This window comes from Janthinobacterium sp. GMG2 (genome assembly GCF_033949445.1).
GTDB lineage: Bacteria > Pseudomonadota > Gammaproteobacteria > Burkholderiales > Burkholderiaceae_D > Janthinobacterium > Janthinobacterium aestuarii.
In genome coordinates this window covers 167834-184734 of sequence record NZ_JAXAWA010000006.1, presented here as the reverse complement: position 1 = coordinate 184734, position 16901 = coordinate 167834, and the positions used below count along the sequence as shown (strand labels likewise).

The window sequence follows — 16901 nt, the reverse complement described above, 5'->3', positions numbered from 1 at the left end:
TGCATACGAATGGATAAGGTAAAAGATTTCTTCAGCAGCCTCTTGTTAGGCGAGCTGATCAAGGGCATGGCGCTGACAGGCAAGTACATGTTTTCGCGCAAGATCACGGTGCAATTCCCGGAAGAGAAGACACCGATCTCGCCGCGTTTCCGTGGCTTGCACGCGCTGCGCCGCTACCCGAACGGCGAGGAACGTTGCATCGCCTGCAAACTGTGCGAAGCGGTTTGCCCGGCGATGGCCATCACGATCGAATCGGAACAGCGTGACGACGGCTCGCGCCGCACCACGCGTTACGATATTGATTTGACCAAGTGCATCTTCTGCGGTTTCTGCGAAGAGTCCTGCCCGGTCGATTCGATCGTCGAGACGCAAATCCTGGAATACCACGGCGAGAAACGCGGGGATTTGTATTACACGAAAGAGATGTTGCTGGCCGTGGGTGATCGTTATGAAAATGACATCGCCGCTGCGCGCGCCGCCGACGCACCTTATCGCTGATGGATGCGCCGTAGCCACTGGCTGCGGCGCGCCCCTCGTTCATCTGTACGTCTATTGGGTTTTTTATGGACTTTAAAACAATTTTGTTTTACGCCTTCGCGCTGATCTTGATTCTGGCAGCGACGCGCGTCATCACGGCCCGTAATCCGGTCCACGCAGTACTGTTCCTGGTACTGTCCTTCTTTTCCGCAGCGGGCATCTGGATGCTGCTGCAAGCTGAATTCCTGGCCATCGTGCTGGTATTGGTGTACGTCGGCGCCGTGATGGTGCTGTTCCTCTTCGTGGTCATGATGCTCGATATCAATATCGACCGCATGCGCGAAGGCTTCTGGGGCTATCTGCCTTTGTCGGTGACGGTGGGCGTGATCATCGTGCTGGAAATGGCCGCTGTCCTGTGGCACGGTTTCCGCAACTTTGCGCCTAGCATCGCGCCGGTCAACGTCAACCTGGGCGGCACCAAGGAACTGGGCCTGCTGATCTACACGGAATATGTGTTCGCCTTCGAGATCGCCGCCGTCGTGCTGCTGGTGGCCATCGTTGCCGCGGTCGCGCTGACCCTGCGCAAACGCAAGGACACCAAGCACTTTGCTCCAGGCGATGCCGTGCGCGTCAAGCGCAACGACCGCCTGAAGATCATCAAGATGGACGCGGTTGTCGAGCGTCCTGCGGCTGAGCCGGAAGTTAAGGAGGCACCATGACATTATCGCTCACACATTTTCTGGTCCTGGGCGCGATCCTGTTCGCAATCTCGATCGTCGGTATTTTCCTGAACCGCAAGAACATCATCGTATTGCTGATGGCAATCGAATTGATGCTGCTGGCGGTGAATATGAATTTCATCGCGTTCTCCCATTTCATGGGCGACGCGGCCGGTCAGATCTTCGTTTTCTTCATCCTGACGGTTGCCGCCGCTGAGTCGGCTATCGGTCTGGCTATTCTGGTGGTGATGTTCCGTAATCTGGATACCATCAACGTCGAAGACCTGGACAGCCTCAAAGGCTGATGTTTTTCAGACTCGATCTCTCGAATAATAACGATTAAGGTTCATCATGGCGGGGCAACTCCTCAACCCTAACCTCCTTCTTGCCGTACCGCTGGCGCCGCTGGCCGGTGCCGCGATTGCAGGCTTGCTTGGCACCCAGTTCCTGGGTAATTTGGTCGGACGCAAGACGTCGCATACCGCGACGATCCTGGGCGTACTGATTGCGTTCATCCTGTCCGTGCAGACACTGCTGGCAGTGATGGATGGCGCGACATTCAATGGCACGATCTATAACTGGATGACGATCGGCACCCTGAAGATGGAAGTGGGCTTCCAGATCGATTCGCTGTCGGCGATGATGATGTGCGTGGTCACCTTCGTCTCCCTGATGGTGCACATCTACACGATCGGCTACATGAAGGACGACGAAGGCTACAACCGCTTCTTCGCCTACATCTCGCTGTTCACGTTCTCGATGCTGATGCTGGTCATGGCCAACAACTTCCTGCAACTGTTCTTCGGTTGGGAAGCCGTGGGCCTGGTCTCTTACCTGCTGATCGGTTTCTGGTACCAGCGTCCGACGGCGATCGTGGCCAACATGAAGGCTTTCCTCGTCAACCGCGTGGGCGACTTCGGCTTCATCCTTGGTATCGGCCTGCTGCTGGCTTACGCCGGCACCATGAACTACCAGGAAGTGTTCGCCAAGAAAGACGAACTGGCGCTGTTGAGCTTGCCCGGTACCGACTGGGCCCTGCTGACCGTAGCCTGCATCTGCCTGTTCATCGGCGCGATGGGCAAATCGGCGCAGTTCCCGCTGCATGTGTGGCTGCCTGACTCGATGGAAGGTCCTACCCCGATCTCGGCACTGATCCACGCCGCGACGATGGTGACGGCCGGTATCTTCATGGTCTCGCGCATGTCGCCGCTGTTCGAACTGTCCGACACGGCACTGTCCTTCATCCTCGTGATCGGCTCCATCACGGCGCTGTTCATGGGCTTCCTGGGCATCATCCAGAACGACATCAAGCGCGTCGTCGCTTACTCGACCCTGTCGCAGCTCGGCTACATGACCGTGGCGCTCGGTTCGTCCGCGTACTCGGTAGCCGTGTTCCACCTGATGACGCACGCATTCTTCAAGGCACTGCTGTTCCTGGGCGCCGGTTCCGTCATCATCGGCATGCACCACGATCAAGATATCCGCAACATGGGCGGCCTGCGCAAGTACATGCCGATCACGTGGATCACTTCCCTGATCGGTTCGCTGGCCCTGATCGGCACGCCGCTGTTCTCCGGTTTCTACTCGAAAGACAGCATCATCGAAGCCGTCGAAGCGACGCACATCTGGGGCGCTGGCTTTGCCCAGTTCGCCGTGCTGGCTGGCGTGTTCGTCACCGCTTTCTACTCGTTCCGCATGTACTTCCTCGTCTTCCATGGCAAGGAACGTTTCGGCCAGGCGCATGCGCACGGTCACGACGACCATCACGCGCCTGCGGCCAAGCACGATGCCCACGCGCATGACGACCACCATGACGAAGAGGAAGACGACCACGCGCACCACGGTCTGGAACCTGGCCAGAAGCCGCACGAGTCCCCATTCGTCGTCTGGTTCCCGCTGGTGATGCTGGCGATCCCGTCGCTGATCATCGGTTACCTGACGATCGGCCCGATGCTGCATGGCGATTTCTTCAAGGGCGTGATCTTCGTCGGCGAAAACCATCCAGCAATGGAAGAGTTGTCGCATGAATTCCACGGCGCAATGGCGATGGCGATCCACGGCCTGTCGACGGCACCGTTCTGGCTGGCATTGTCCGGCGTGGTGGCAGCCTACTACTGCTACATGGTCAACCCGCGTGTACCGGCCTGGTTCTTTGCCAAGTTCCACGCGATCCACACCCTGCTGGACAACAAGTACTACATGGACAAGTTCAATGAAGTCGTGTTCGCCGGCGGTGCCCGCTTGCTGGGTAATGGCCTGTGGAACTTCGGTGACAAGAAGCTGATCGATGGCCTGCTGGTCAACGGTAGCGCCAAGGTCGTCGCCTGGCTGTCCTCGCTGTCGCGAGTGCTGCAGACCGGCTACATCTATCACTATGCATTCGTGATGATCCTGGGCGTGCTGGGCTTCCTGATCTATTTCCTGCCATTCTGGCCCGCTAAGTAAGCTGACCTGATAAAAGAATACTGAGAACCATGATGCAGTCTACGATTTCTACATTACCTCCTTACCTGAGTCTGTCGATCTGGGTGCCGATCATTTGCGGCGTCCTGATCCTGGCTCTCGGCCGTGACAGCAAAGCGGGCTTTACCCGCTGGCTGTCGCTGGCTGGCGCCGTGCTCAGCATGCTGTGCACCTTGCCGCTGATCCAGCATTTCGACAACGCCGCACACGGCATGCAATTCGTCGAAAAAGCAGCGTGGATAGCAACCTTCAATATCTGGTACTCGCTGGGTATCGACGGCCTGTCGCTGTGGTTCGTGCCACTGACGGCCTTTATCACCGTCATCGTCGTCATTTCGGCCTGGCAAGTGATCGAGAAGCGCATCGCCCAGTACATGGGCTCCTTCCTGATCCTGTCGGGCCTGATGATCGGCGTGTTCTGCGCGCTGGACGGCTTGCTGTTCTACTTCTTCTTTGAAGCAACCCTGATCCCGATGTTCATCATCATCGGTATCTGGGGCGGTTCGAACCGCGTGTACGCGTCGTTCAAGTTCTTCCTGTACACCTTCTTCGGTTCGCTGCTGACCCTCGTTGCCATCATCTACCTGCGCAATGTGTCGGGCACCTTCGACATCCTGGCCTGGCATGCGTTCAAGCTGACGATGAACGAACAGATCTTCATCTTCCTGGCCTTCCTGATGGCGTTTGCCGTCAAGGTGCCGATGTTCCCCGTCCACACGTGGTTGCCGGACGTCCACGTGGAAGCGCCTACGGGCGGTTCCGCCGTGCTGGCCGCCATCATGCTGAAACTGGGCGCCTACGGTTTCCTGCGTTTCTCGCTGCCGATCACGCCTGACGCCAGCCACTACCTGTCGGGCTTCATGATCGCCTTGTCGCTGATCGCCGTCATCTACATCGGTCTGGTTGCCCTGGTGCAAACCGACATGAAAAAACTGGTCGCCTATTCGTCGATCGCGCACATGGGTTTTGTGACCCTGGGCTTCTTCATGTTCAACGACATCTCGGTGCAGGGCGGTATCGTGCAGATGGTCTCGCACGGCTTTATCTCCGGCGCGATGTTCCTGTGCATCGGCGTGCTGTATGACCGCATGCATACCCGCAACATCGCCGACTACGGCGGCGTCGTGAACCGCATGCCGAAATTTGCCGCCTTCTTCGTGCTGTTCTCGATGGCCAATTGCGGTCTGCCAGCGACGTCCGGCTTCGTCGGCGAGTTCATGGTGATCCTGGGCGCGGTGAAATACAACTTCTGGATCGGCCTGCTGGCTGCAACGGCACTGATCTGGGGCGCGGCGTACTCGCTGTGGATGGCCAAGCGCGTAGTGTTCGGCAAGATCAAGAACAAGCATGTGGCCGAACTGACCGACATCAACAAACGTGAATTCTTCATGCTTGCTGTACTGGCCATCGCCGTGCTCGTGATGGGTCTGTATCCAGCCCCGTTCACCGACACGATGCAAACTTCGGTTGCTGACCTGCTGCAGCATGTCGCCACCAGCAAGTTGCCTTAAATAGAAGACCGATAACATGACTAATGCACCTAATCTGGTACCGCTGTACGCGGAAATCTTTCTGCTGATCGCCACGTCGGCGCTCTTGCTGATCGATATGTTCTTGCCTGCGGCGAAGCGTTCGATCACCTATGCGCTGTCCTTGCTGACCTTGGCAGGCTGCGCCTTGCTGACCGTGGGCGACTTCAACGCGGGCACTACCGTCTACACGTTCCATAACATGTTCGTGTCGGACCCGATGTCGCAGCTGCTGAAACTGTTCTCGTACGGCGCCGTGGCGCTGACCCTGATCTACTCGCGTGCCTATGCCACCGACCGCAACATGCTGTCGGGTAACCTGGGCGGCGAGTTCTACGTGCTGGCCCTGTTTGCACTGCTGGGCCAGATGATCATGATCTCGGCCAACAACTTCCTGATCATCTACCTGGGTCTGGAACTGATGTCGCTGTCGCTGTACGCGCTGATCGCTTTGCGCCGTGACAATGCCAAGGCCACGGAAGCGGCCATGAAATACTTCATCCTGGGCGCGCTGGCTTCCGGTTTCATGTTGTACGGTATCTCGATGCTGTACGGCGCCTCCGGCACGCTGGACCTGGGCGAACTGCGCGTGGCGCTGGAAAACGGCAAGACCAACGGCACCATCATGGTCTTCGGCCTGGTGTTCCTCGTAGCCGGCCTGGCCTTCAAACTGGGCGTCGTGCCATTCCACATGTGGGTGCCTGACGTGTATCAAGGTTCGCCGACGGCCGTGACCCTGCTGCTGGGCGGCGCGCCGAAACTGGCCGCGTTTGCCATCACCCTGCGTTTGCTGGGCGAGGGCTTGCTGCCGATGGCGCATGACTGGCAGCAAATGCTGCTGGTGCTGGCCGTGATGTCGCTGGCCATCGGTAACTTCACCGCCATCGCGCAAACGAATCTGAAGCGTATGTTGGCGTACTCGACCATCGCGCAAATGGGCTTCGTTCTGCTGGGCCTGCTGTCCGGTACCGTCGACGCACCGAACAACACCCTGAACGCGGCTGGCGCAGCCACCGCCTACGGCGCTTCGATGTACTACGTCATCACCTACGTGTTCACCACCCTGGGTACCTTTGGCGTGATCATGTTGTTGGCACGCAGTGGTTTCGAAGCGGAAGAACTGGCCGACTTCAAGGGCCTGGGCAAACGCAGCCCGATCTTCGCGCTGGTGATGACCCTGTTCATGTTCTCGCTGGCTGGCGTGCCGCCGCTGATGGGCTTCATGGCCAAGTACTCGGTGCTCGCTTCCGTGCTGGCCACGGGCCAGCTGTGGCTGACGATTGCCGCCGTGCTGTTCTCGCTGATCGGCGCCTTCTACTACCTGCGCGTCGTGAAAATGATGTGGTTCGACGAGCCGACCGATACCAACGCGCTGGTCGTGCATGGCGACATGCGCGTCGTGCTGGCACTGAACGGCGTGTTCGTTCTGGCGCTGGGCGTGATGCCTAACAGCATCCTGGCGGCCTGCGCTTCGGCCATCACCAAGACCCTGGCGTCCTGACCGATGGATGTCACCGTCTCGAGCTGGCTGGTGATCGCCCTGGGCATCCTGGGCGCGAACCTGCCTTTCTTGAACGAGAAACTGTTTGCCGCCGTGCCCCTGAAAAAGGCGGCGCAGGCGGAGCAGGGCTGGCGCAAGCCGCTGGCGCTGCGCCTGCTGGAGATGGTGATTCTGTACTTCATCGTCGGCGCCGTGGCCTTCGCGCTCGAAGCGCGCATCGGCAACGGTTTCCCGCAGACGTGGGAGTTCTATGCCATCACCGGCTGCCTGTTCCTGGTGCTGGCTTTCCCAGGCTTTGTCGGACGCTACCTGCGCAAACGCCGTTAGCAACAACGACCGAAAGCGGCGCCTCTGGCGCCGTTTTTTATTGAATAAAGGAATTCCATGGATACCCAAGCCACTGATACGCAATTGATTGAAACCAAGGTCGATGGCGAGCTCGTCTACCAAGGCGGCTTCCTGCGCGTGCAGCGCGACCGTGTTGCCCTGCCGGACGGCAAGATCACGGCGCGCGAATTCGTCCTGCATCCGGGCGCCGTCGTCATCCTGCCGCTGCTCGACGATGGCACGGTGCTGATGGAACGCCAGTACCGCTATCCACTGGACCGGGTCTTTATTGAATTCCCGGCCGGCAAGATCGACGCGGGCGAATCGCACCTGGCGTGTGCCCAGCGCGAGTTGCTGGAAGAGACGGGCTACACGGCCAGCGACTGGCAATTCGTCTCCACCATCCACAACGCCATCGCGTATTCCGATGAACATCTGGAACTGTTTTTGGCGCGCGGACTCGTGGCTGGCGAACGCCAGCTCGATGAGGGCGAATTCCTCGAGACATTTACGGCCACGGTGCCGCAGCTGCTCGACTGGGTCAAGGATGGCACGATCACGGACGTGAAAACCGTCATCGGCATCTTCTGGCTCGACAAGATCACCAGCGGCGTGTGGCAGCCGGCCTGATACAGCGCATGCGCACGGCAATCTTCCTGCTGCTGGCGGCCGCCAGCCTGGACACGCTGGCGGCCGCGCGCACGCCGTTCCAGGTGCGCTGCGAAGACACGATCAGCAAGACGGTGTCCGTGCTGACGACGCAGCAGAATGGCTATTCCATCGACACGCATCTGCCGTACAAGGCCCTGACGGTGATGAAGGGCATGGCGCGCGCCAACACCTGGGTACTGGGCTTGACGAAGACGGATTCGCGCGTGGCCATCGCCCTGGCCGGCCCCATGCTGCAAGACCCGGCCAGCGGCTATGAATGCGTGGCGCCGCAGATTGCCGTGAGCCTCACGTATGCGCCCGTGGTGATCTATATCGGCCGCGAGTTTGCCCCCGGCACTTGCGCGTATGATGAGATACTCGCGCACGAGCTGCGGCACATGAAGACCTATATGGAACACTTGCCGCGCGTGGAAAAGACCGTGCGCGCGGCGCTGGCCAAACGCTTCGAGGCGCGGCCCCTGTACGCGCCCAGCGGCACGGCCAAGGCGGCGCTGGCGCGCGAGATCGACACGGGCTGGTTGCCGTACATCAAGGCCGAAATGCGCAAGGTGGAAACCTTGCAGGCGGCCATCGATTCTCCACAAGAATATGCGCGCCTGGGCAAGGCGTGCAAAGGAGAAATCCAGAACATCTTGGCGGGCAAGGCAGCGCCCGCCAACTAGACAAGGAATGGCATGACAGCAGCACCGAATACCGTCCGCTACTTTGCGCTGATCCCCGCCGCTGGCGTGGGCGCGCGCATGGAAGCGGGCAGTCCCAAGCAGTATTTAACCATCGCCGGCAAACCCATGCTGCGCCATGCGCTCGACGCCTTTCTCGCCAGCCCCCTGATCGCGCACACCTATGTCGTCGTCAGCGCCGACGATGGCGTGATCGACACGGTCGTGCCGGAACAGGGCGTCACTGTGCTGCGCTGCGGCGGCGCCACGCGCATGGAAAGCATCCTTAATGGCTTGCACGCCATGCACGGCGGCATCGCTGCCCACGACCAGGTGCTGGTGCACGACGCGGCCCGTCCCGGCCTGACGCCGGCGCTGATCGAAAAGCTCATCACCGAAGTCGGTGAGCATGCGGCCGGGGGCTTGCTGGCCTTGCCCGTGGTCGACACCGTCAAGCGGGCGGGGCAGGGCGGCCTGTCTGCGCAGACGGTGCCGCGCGACGGCCTGTGGCTGGCGCAGACGCCGCAAATGTTCAGCTATGCCTTGCTGCACAAGGCATTATCCGAAGCGCCCGATCCGCAAGCGATCACGGACGACGCCAGCGCCGTCGAAGCGCTGGGCCTGGCGCCCAGGCTCGTCGAAGGCCACCCGCGCAACCTGAAGGTGACCTTGCCGCGCGACATACATACGGCCGAGCTGTATTTGGCCCATCCTTGAATTCCTGAGAGACCCGCATGAACCCAACGACTCCCGACCTCCCATTTCGCATCGGCCAGGGCTATGACTGCCACGCGCTGGTGGAAAACCGCGACCTGATCATTGGCGGCGTGAAAATCCCCCATCACCTGGGCTTGCTCGGCCATTCCGATGCGGACGTGCTGCTGCACGCGATCACGGACGCCATCTTCGGCGCGGCCGCCCTGGGCGACATCGGCCGCCATTTCCCCGACACGGACGCGCAATTCAAGGGTGCCGATTCGCGCACCCTGCTGCGCGAAGCCGTGCGCCGCGTGCAAGCCACCGGCTATGTGATCGGCAACATCGACGCCACCATCATCGCCCAGCGCCCGAAAATGGCGCCGCATATTGCCGCCATGTGCGCCAACGTGGCCGAAGACCTGGGCGTGAGTGTGAGCCAGGTCAACATCAAGGCCAAGACGAATGAAAAGCTCGGTTACCTGGGCCGGGAAGAAGGCATCGCGGCCGAAGCCGTGGCCTTGCTGTTGCGCGCCTGAGCGTACCCGGCAGCGCTGTTTCAATGATTCCTGAAAATTAATATTTCTAAAGTGAAATTTGGTGAAAATTTAACGTTATTGTCATGATAATATTTGTCCGCTTTTTCGGACGCGACAAGACGTCACCTTATAACCACGGGAATATTGAGAGAACGGAATCATATGCGCAGTCGTATGCAAGGGCCAGTCGTGCGCTGGTTGGGCGTTGGGATGCTGGCCATGGCCATGCTGGCCGGGTGTGGCGGTGGTGGCGGTGGCGGTGGCGGCGGAAACGATACTATATCGCCTCCGCCGGTCAATACGGCACCAAAAGCCGCTGTCTACTTTGCTGGCACGGTCAGCAATGGCAGCAGCGGTGCCGACGCTACCGCCACCACAGGCGCCGATGTGGTGCTTGATGCGTCTGGTAGCAGCGATGCGGAAGGCGATGTACTCAGCTATATCTGGAGCCTGGTCGCCAAACCTGCTGGCAGCGCCTACGTGCCCGTTACTCCCACCGGTGCCAAGCTCAGTATCAAGCCCGATGTACTGGGTAACTATGTATTCAATTTGCGTGTGACAGACAGCAAGGGTGCGTTCTCAGACAAGAGCGTAACTGTGATTGCCGACAATACCCCACCGAATGCGGTCACTGTGATTCGGGCTACCTTTACGGCGGTGCCAGTGAATCAGCCGCCCCTGACCGTGTCGGTCGGTTCTGGCGTGGCCCTCGACGCCTCAGGCAGTACGGATGTCGACGGCGACGTCGTCAGTACGACATGGCAATTGATAACAAAGCCGGTCGACAGCATGTCCACGCTGTATGCCACGGGACAAGGCGCCGTCTTCTCGCCCGATGTGATGGGCATGTACCAAGTGCGCGCCCACACTACCGATGGCAAGGGCGCATATGCAGACACGGTGTACCAGATCAGTGCCGCCAACAAGGCGCCGGTCGGCGTCATCCGCGGTACGGTGGCTGTTATCAGCCGCGACACGCAAACGGTGCCGATAGGCCAGCCGGTGGTCACCAGCGGCATCCTGAGCTATGACGAGGGTGGTGCTCCGCTGAGCTATGCCTGGGCGGTCGATACCCGTCCGTCCGGTTCTGTTGCCGTTGTAGGTGCAGCGACGGCGGCGATTCCTGCATTTACGCCGGACGTGGCTGGTGCTTACGTGTTGTCGCTGACAGTGAGCAACGGCCGCCAGACGGCCGTCGCTTACCTGAAGCTCAATGCGGTCACGTCGACTTCGAGCGTGGTCGCATTGCCGTTCAAGCCGGTTGAAATGCGTTATAGCCAGGCTGTTGACCGCCTGGTCGTGGTGACTGCGGAGCCGTACACAATCAAAGTCATCAATCCGGTCGATGGTGCGACCACCAGCATTGATCTGCCGACAGCGGTCAAGACCTTCAATCTGAGTCCGGACGGCAAACTGGCTGCTGTGTTGCATGATGGCGTGGTCAGTCTGGTTGATCTGGTGTCGGGGAGCCTGTTGAAATCGTCCGGCACTGGTGGCATGCAAACGGAAGTATTCGTTACCAACGCCGGCGTGGTATTTCTCTCGGGCCAATCGACTGTTTCATACGCACGGCCCGCTGTTGCTGTTATCAACGCACGTACGGGACAGGCGATGCCTTCGCTTGAGTTTGGCAATAGCGGTTTCTATGGCGCCCTGCGCGGCGTGTTTGCGGCATCGAAGAACAAGGCATTTCTCTCGCAGGGTAATTACGCGACTCTCTCGTATTTCACCATTGACCCGCAAACGCACGCCATCCTCACCAACGGCACTGTGTATAGCGACTATTACATTTCGTCACCGTTCTTCCTGTCTCCGAAGGAAGATTTGTTGTTTACCGCAAACGGTACCTACTTTAGTACCGATACGTTGCAATACATGGGGCGCTTTACCTTTGGTTCAAGCAGCAGCGGCGGCAGCAACAGCATGCAAGCGATGAGTTATTCGCCCGCCAGAGCGGAAGTGCTGCTGATGGAAAGTTCGCTTGACTACGCTTATCCAGCCAACGATACGGTATATCAGACCAGCTACAAGAAATATAGCGGTGAACTGCTGTTCCCTGCAGGCAGTGTTAGCCTGCCGGTGATTGGCGGCGAACAAAGTTACGGCATCGGCATCTTCCACACGGCCGCTGGCGACCCCGTGGCGCTGGTGCAGACGGGTGGCGCACAGAAGGGCACCGCGCGCGCCAAGTACTATCTGGTGTATCGCTGATCGCATGAGACGGCGGCGCGTCCGCCGTGTAATCTGTGCTATTTTTAAAGGCGGCGCGATGGCAAAGAGCATCCCGGCCGCCTTTTTTCATTGACGACACAGGAGAATTTCCGATGCCAACCATCAAGCGCACACGCCTTGCCACCGCACTGCTGCTGGGAGCTTTCGCCGCTTGCGCCATGCCCGCCCACGCCGAACTGCAAGCCACGGGCGAGCCGCCCGCCGCCAGACAAGGCTGGAAGGCCGAGACCGTCGCGCAGGGCGTGCGCCAGCCGTGGGGTATTGCCTGGCTGGGCGAGGGACGCGCGCTCGTCACGAGCAAGCAGGGGACCTTGCATCTGCTTAACGGCAAAAAGTTCGAGGACGTTGCGCTCGAAGGCATGCCCAAGGTGTTTACGGGCGGACAGGGCGGCCTGCTCGATATCGTCGTTCATCCGCAGGATGCGGGCAAGGCTGCGCCACGGGTCTACATGACGGTGTCGACAGGCAACAACGACGCCAACCGCACGACCCTCGTGCGCGGCGTGTTCGACGGCAAGAAGGTGACGGGCATCCAGACCCTGTTCAAGGTGGCCACCGACAAGAGCGGCGGACAGCATTTCGGTTCGCGCCTGCTGTGGCTGCCGGACGGCAGCTTGCTGATGAGCGTGGCCGATGGCGGCAATCCGCCGCTGCGCATCGGTGACCGGCTGGCGCGCGAGCAGGCGCAAAACCTGGCCACGCACCAGGGCTCCATCCTGCGCCTGACGGACGAGGGAAAACCGGCGCCCGGCAATCCGCTGGCGGCCAAGGGCGCCTTGCCGGAAATCTGGTCGTATGGCCACCGCAACGTGCAGGGCCTGGCGCTCGATCCTGTTTCCGGACGCGTGTGGGCCACGGAACACGGGCCGTATGGCGGCGATGAACTGAACCTGGTGACGGCGGGCGGCAATTACGGCTGGCCATTGCAAAGCTATGGCGCCGACTACAAGACGCGTGAACCGGTCGGCAAGCACGAAGTGCCGGGCATGCTCAATCCGAGCGTGGCCTGGGTGCCGTCGCCGGCGCCGTCGGGACTGGCCGTCTACACGGGCGACAAGATCGCCGCCTGGCGCGGCAGCATCTTCAGCGGCGGCCTGGCGGCCAAGGATATCCGCCGCATCGCCGTCGATGCCAGCGGCAAGGTGACGGGGCAGGACCGTCTGGACATCGGCGCGCGCGTGCGCGACGTGCGCCAGGGGCCGGACGGCTACCTGTATGCGCTGACCGATGAAGACAACGGCCGCTTGCTGCGCATCGTGCCGCAGTAACACGCCAGGCGCCCACTTCGCTTAAGATGGCGCCTTTACTTCATTCAAGGTGGCGGCATGGCCCGTGATACTTATGCATACCGGCACGTTGCCGTCGAATCGCGCGCCATCAATGGCCACGTGGAAATCCGTCCCGTGCCTGGCCAGGCTTTCTCACCCGAGCTGGCCGTGCAGTGCTCGCGCCGCCTGGCCGACCTGCAGCGCTACCCGCTGGGCAGCCGCTTTTTACTGTTTGCCAAGCTGACGGACCGCCTGGGCGGCACGCCTTTCCTGTATGCGTATCACGGCGACGCGGACGTCGTGATGACGCCGGCCGAAGTGACGAAATTCCTCGGCGAATTTCGTCGCGGCCGCATCTGATTTTTTACGAGGCGACGCAGGCCGCGCCCGCCTTGGCGCTGGCTTGCGGCTTGCCGAAGATCGCGATTGTCAAGGCGCAGCCGAGGGCGAACAGACCGCCGACCACCATCGCGCTCGATACGCCCAGCCGGTCGACGGCCATGCCTCCCAGCAACGCTCCCGACGCCAGCGATACTTGCACGATGGCGACAAACAGCGCGCTGCTGCCTTCCATCAAGTGTGGCGCCGCCTTGAACATCCAGGTCTGCACGGCGATCGGCATGGCGCCGAAACCGAAGCCCCACACGGCCACGAGCAGCATGGCGGTGAGTGCATGGCTGCCGAACGCGGCCAGGGCCAGGGTGGACAAGCCCAGCACGGCGCCCGTCACCATCAGCGCGGCCCGTTCGTAGCGGCCGGCGGCCCAGCCGCCCACGAGGTTGCCGATGAAACCGGAAGCGCCGTACACGAGCAGCATGGCGCTGACGGTGCCGGCCGCCAGGTGCGACACTTGCGTGAGGAAGGGCGCGATATACGTGTAGGCGGCGAACTGGCCCGTGAAGATCAGGGCCGTGGCGATCAGACCCAGTCTGGCTTTGCGGATGCCGAAAATCATCGGCAACTGGCGCAAGCGGATGGCCTGTGTCGGCGGCAGCCTGGGCAGCAGCAATAGCTGGCCGATGAAGACCAGCACGGCAATGGCGCTGGCCGCGCCGAAAGCGACCCTCCATCCCACCAGTTCGCCTACCAGCGCGCCGGCCGGCACGCCCGCCACCGTGCCCAGCGAGACGCCGGCGAAGATGATGGACATGGCGCGCGACGCATGCTGCGGCGACACGAGGCGCGGGCCGATGGCGCTGCCGATGGCCCAGAAGCCGCCCACGCCCACACCCAGCATGGCGCGGCCCAGCAGTATCCAGCCATATGACGGCGCCAGCGCCACCAGCAGGTTCGAGGCGATCAGCAGGGCGGTGAGGGCCAGCAGCACGATGCGGCGGTCCAGGCGGCCCGAGCCGACGGTGACGAAGATGGCGGCAAACGCGGCAACGATGCCGGGCGTGGTGATCATCAGTCCCGCCTGGCCCTTGCTGATGGCCAGTTCGGCGGCCATGGCCGGCAGCAGGCCGACGGGCAGGAATTCGGAGGTGACGAGGGCGAAAGCGCCGATGCCGACCGACAGGACGGCCAGCCACGGCGCCACGGTGGTATCGTCGCCAGTAGTGTTGGAGGGTGTGTGCATAGGGGTTCCTGAAAAGCCCGGAGGTTTTTAACCGGTCGGTATATAATATCTGGAAACGAACATTGTCGTCATAATTTTTTACCGATCGGTATGAAACAAGAAAAAACAGCTGAGACAGCCAAGGCAAAAACGGGCCGCCCACGCACGTTTGACGCGGACGAGGCGCTCGATTGCGCCATGAAAGTGTTCTGGGAAAAGGGCTATGAAGGCAGTTCCCTGCCGGAATTGACGAAGGCCATGGGCATGAACCGGCCCAGCCTGTATGCCGTCTTCGGCAACAAGGAGCAGCTGTTCCACAAGGCGCTCGAGCGCTACAGCGATACGCGCATGCGGTTTTTCGATGCGGCGCTGGAACAGCCGACGGCGCGCCAGGTGGTGGAAGCGTTGCTGACGCAGTATGTCGACGCGCAAACCATGCCGGACGGTCCGCACGGCTGCATGGGCGTCAATGCGGCACTGGCCTGCAGCGACGATGCCCTGCCGATCCGCGATGAATTGTTCGCGCGCCGGCTGCGCGGTGAAATCAAATTGCGCGACCGCTTGCGGCGCGCCAAGGAAGAGGGGGATTTGCCGCCCGATTCCTGCCCGGAGCAGCAGGCGCGCTTTGTCGTGACCCTGTCGCAGGGCATGGCCATCCAGGCGGCGGCCGGCGTCTCGCGCGAGCAATTGCAGCAGATGGTGGGCTTGCTGCTGCGTAATTGGCCGATGTAACTATCCTGTCGGGGCGATGGTCTTGGCCAGGTCGCTGGGCGCCTTGCGCCGCCAGGCGGCCGTCAGGGCGGCGGCCAGCATGTCGAGCTCGGCGTCCGCCAGGCACACCGTGATGCCGGCCAGGCGTTCGCCCCACCACAGTTTCTCGCAGCCCGCTGGCGTGATGACGGTGGCGATATGCGCCGCTTCCGCATCGAGCAGCACATTGATGTGCTCGTCGTCGGGCAGGGTGGCGAAGATCTTCCCGCCCACGCGGAACGATGGACGGTCGTGGTGTTCTTCCTCGGTAGTGTCGGGAAACGACAGTGCCAGATAGCGTAGTTCTTCCAGGTCGACCATTCCTCTTTCCCCCTCATCGGACAGATAGCAGCGTGACTACATTTTGCCATGCTGTTTCGCCCCGTGGTACAGCGGCATGCGAAAAGAAATGCGCAAGATGCGACACTGACGGACTGGTCTGTGGTGCCGCCGCGACACGCCGCGCACTGCGCATGGTCGTTGCGACAGAGTGGAAGACGGCGCTTTCTGCCGCTGGACAGACGCTTGCCAGAAAAATATCTTTCATGGCTAAAAGAAAAATACTTTTCTTCTTGGAAATTTAAGCTAGAATAGCTCCAACGTTTTACCTGACCCGTCAATTGTCTGGCCTTGTCCCGGGAACCCGAACCCTTTCCAGGACGCTTGCAGTGCCGCCATGGCACGCCGCAAGTCCGCGCTGTTTTGTGGAAGCCACGTCCCCGACCGCTCATTCACGCAATCCCTAGCGCTACGCCGACACGCCTCAATGCAGCGTGTATTCAGCTCAAGCGCCCCTTGCTGCGCCCACTGAATACTTACTTACTGGATACCATCATGAAAAACCTGCCTAAAATCGCCCTGTCCCTGATCGCCGTCGGTGTGTTTGCCCACGCGAACGCCAGCACCATCACCGTCTCCACCGGCTATTCGGGCGCCGGCGCGCAAAGCTCGGCCGCCGACTACCAATCCGTCGTGAATGCCGCCGTGGCCACGCCAGGCGCCGGCTATGGCTCGACGACGATCGCCAGCTACGACAACGTCAGCAACAGCGGCCTGTTCGGCAGCGGCTCGAACATCGCCTTCAAGTCGGTGATCAACTTTGGCGTCAGCGCGGCCGATGCGGGTGCCTGGAGCTTCCGCAGCGGCGTCGACTTCGGCAAGGGCGGCGCCCTGTTCCTCGACGGCGTGGCGCTGGACTTCAAGAGCAACGACATGTGGTGGGCAGGCAACTACAACAATGGCAGCCAGTTCTTCAGCGGTTCGAGCGCCTTGTCGGCCGGTAACCACACCCTGAGCATCTACGGCCTGGAAGGCTGCTGCGATGGCGGCCAGCAAGCGCAGTTCAAGTCGGGCAACAACAATTTTGCCAGCTTCGGCGCCAATGACGGCTTGATCTCGGCCGTCCCTGAGCCAAGCACCTACGCCATGCTGCTGATCGGCCTGGGCTTGCTGGGCTTTACGGCGCGCCGCAAGCAGGAAGCGAAGTTCTAAGCAGAAGTTCCAAGCAATAA

18 protein-coding genes are annotated in these 16901 nt (G+C 60.9%); 16 read left to right on the top strand and 2 right to left on the bottom strand.

Annotation, left to right across the window (positions count from 1 at the left end; all coding sequences use genetic code 11):
• Nucleotides 1–9: 9 nt before the first annotated feature.
• From nuoI to SKZ59_RS21245, 14 genes are all read left to right on the top strand, one after another.
• Nucleotides 10–498, top strand: a complete 489-nt coding sequence (gene nuoI, locus SKZ59_RS21310; protein ID WP_010399726.1) for an NADH-quinone oxidoreductase subunit NuoI — start codon at nt 10–12, stop codon at nt 496–498.
• 65 nt (nt 499–563) lie between these two features.
• Nucleotides 564–1196: an NADH-quinone oxidoreductase subunit J gene (locus SKZ59_RS21305; protein WP_034749981.1), complete on the top strand. Its 633-nt coding sequence runs from the start codon at nt 564–566 to the stop codon at nt 1194–1196.
• Nucleotides 1193–1501, top strand: coding sequence for an NADH-quinone oxidoreductase subunit NuoK (gene nuoK, locus SKZ59_RS21300; protein WP_010399724.1), 309 nt, complete (start codon nt 1193–1195; stop codon nt 1499–1501). The genes SKZ59_RS21305 and nuoK overlap by 4 nt, the downstream gene beginning before the upstream one ends.
• Before the next feature lie 46 nt (nt 1502–1547).
• On the top strand, nt 1548–3641 hold the full coding sequence (nuoL, locus tag SKZ59_RS21295) for an NADH-quinone oxidoreductase subunit L (RefSeq protein WP_319992877.1): 2094 nt from the start codon (nt 1548–1550) through the stop codon (nt 3639–3641).
• Between the two features lie 29 nt (nt 3642–3670).
• Nucleotides 3671–5170, top strand: coding sequence for an NADH-quinone oxidoreductase subunit M (locus SKZ59_RS21290; protein WP_319992876.1), 1500 nt, complete (start codon nt 3671–3673; stop codon nt 5168–5170).
• 16 nt (nt 5171–5186) lie between these two features.
• A complete protein-coding gene (gene nuoN / locus SKZ59_RS21285; protein WP_070302186.1) occupies nt 5187–6689 on the top strand; it encodes an NADH-quinone oxidoreductase subunit NuoN in 1503 nt (500 codons plus the stop codon).
• A 3-nt stretch (nt 6690–6692) separates the two neighbouring features.
• Complete coding sequence (locus SKZ59_RS21280) at nt 6693–7016, top strand: DUF2818 family protein (protein WP_034749970.1); 324 nt, start codon at nt 6693–6695, stop codon at nt 7014–7016.
• A gap of 57 nt (nt 7017–7073) precedes the next feature.
• Nucleotides 7074–7646 (top strand): NUDIX domain-containing protein, encoded by a 573-nt coding sequence (locus tag SKZ59_RS21275; RefSeq protein WP_034749968.1) that lies wholly within the window; start codon nt 7074–7076, stop codon nt 7644–7646.
• 8 nt (nt 7647–7654) lie between these two features.
• On the top strand, nt 7655–8350 hold the full coding sequence (locus SKZ59_RS21270; RefSeq protein ID WP_319992875.1) for a hypothetical protein: 696 nt from the start codon (nt 7655–7657) through the stop codon (nt 8348–8350).
• 12 nt (nt 8351–8362) lie between these two features.
• A complete protein-coding gene (gene ispD, locus SKZ59_RS21265; protein ID WP_070302184.1) occupies nt 8363–9064 on the top strand; it encodes a 2-C-methyl-D-erythritol 4-phosphate cytidylyltransferase in 702 nt (233 codons plus the stop codon).
• A 17-nt stretch (nt 9065–9081) separates the two neighbouring features.
• Nucleotides 9082–9582 (top strand): 2-C-methyl-D-erythritol 2,4-cyclodiphosphate synthase, encoded by a 501-nt coding sequence (gene ispF / locus SKZ59_RS21260; RefSeq protein WP_070302182.1) that lies wholly within the window; start codon nt 9082–9084, stop codon nt 9580–9582.
• Between the two features lie 219 nt (nt 9583–9801).
• The gene (locus SKZ59_RS21255; protein WP_139143318.1) at nt 9802–11793 is read left to right on the top strand and encodes a PKD domain-containing protein; all 1992 of its coding nucleotides are present in this window, start codon (nt 9802–9804) and stop codon (nt 11791–11793) included.
• A gap of 113 nt (nt 11794–11906) precedes the next feature.
• Nucleotides 11907–13082, top strand: a complete 1176-nt coding sequence (locus tag SKZ59_RS21250) for a PQQ-dependent sugar dehydrogenase (protein ID WP_219327392.1) — start codon at nt 11907–11909, stop codon at nt 13080–13082.
• Nucleotides 13083–13139: 57 nt separating this feature from the next.
• On the top strand, nt 13140–13442 hold the full coding sequence (locus SKZ59_RS21245) for a hypothetical protein (RefSeq protein ID WP_219327391.1): 303 nt from the start codon (nt 13140–13142) through the stop codon (nt 13440–13442).
• Nucleotides 13443–13446: 4 nt separating this feature from the next.
• Here the strand turns inward: SKZ59_RS21245 and SKZ59_RS21240 are convergent, their stop codons facing one another.
• Entirely contained in the window at nt 13447–14661 is a 1215-nt protein-coding gene (locus SKZ59_RS21240) for an MFS transporter (RefSeq protein ID WP_219327390.1), read from the bottom strand.
• Between the two features lie 90 nt (nt 14662–14751).
• Between SKZ59_RS21240 and SKZ59_RS21235 the strand changes: the two genes are divergently transcribed.
• Nucleotides 14752–15372, top strand: coding sequence for a TetR/AcrR family transcriptional regulator (locus SKZ59_RS21235; protein WP_072452749.1), 621 nt, complete (start codon nt 14752–14754; stop codon nt 15370–15372).
• Here SKZ59_RS21235 and SKZ59_RS21230 read toward each other — a convergent pair whose 3' ends face one another.
• Nucleotides 15373–15711 carry an MmcQ/YjbR family DNA-binding protein gene (locus SKZ59_RS21230; RefSeq protein ID WP_072452751.1) on the bottom strand — a complete coding sequence of 113 codons (339 nt, stop codon included), beginning with the start codon at nt 15709–15711 and terminating at the stop codon, nt 15373–15375.
• A gap of 513 nt (nt 15712–16224) precedes the next feature.
• On the opposite strand from SKZ59_RS21230, the gene SKZ59_RS21225 reads away from it, so the two are divergent.
• Entirely contained in the window at nt 16225–16881 is a 657-nt protein-coding gene (locus SKZ59_RS21225; protein WP_319992874.1) for a CCXG family PEP-CTERM protein, read from the top strand.
• Nucleotides 16882–16901 lie beyond the last annotated feature (20 nt).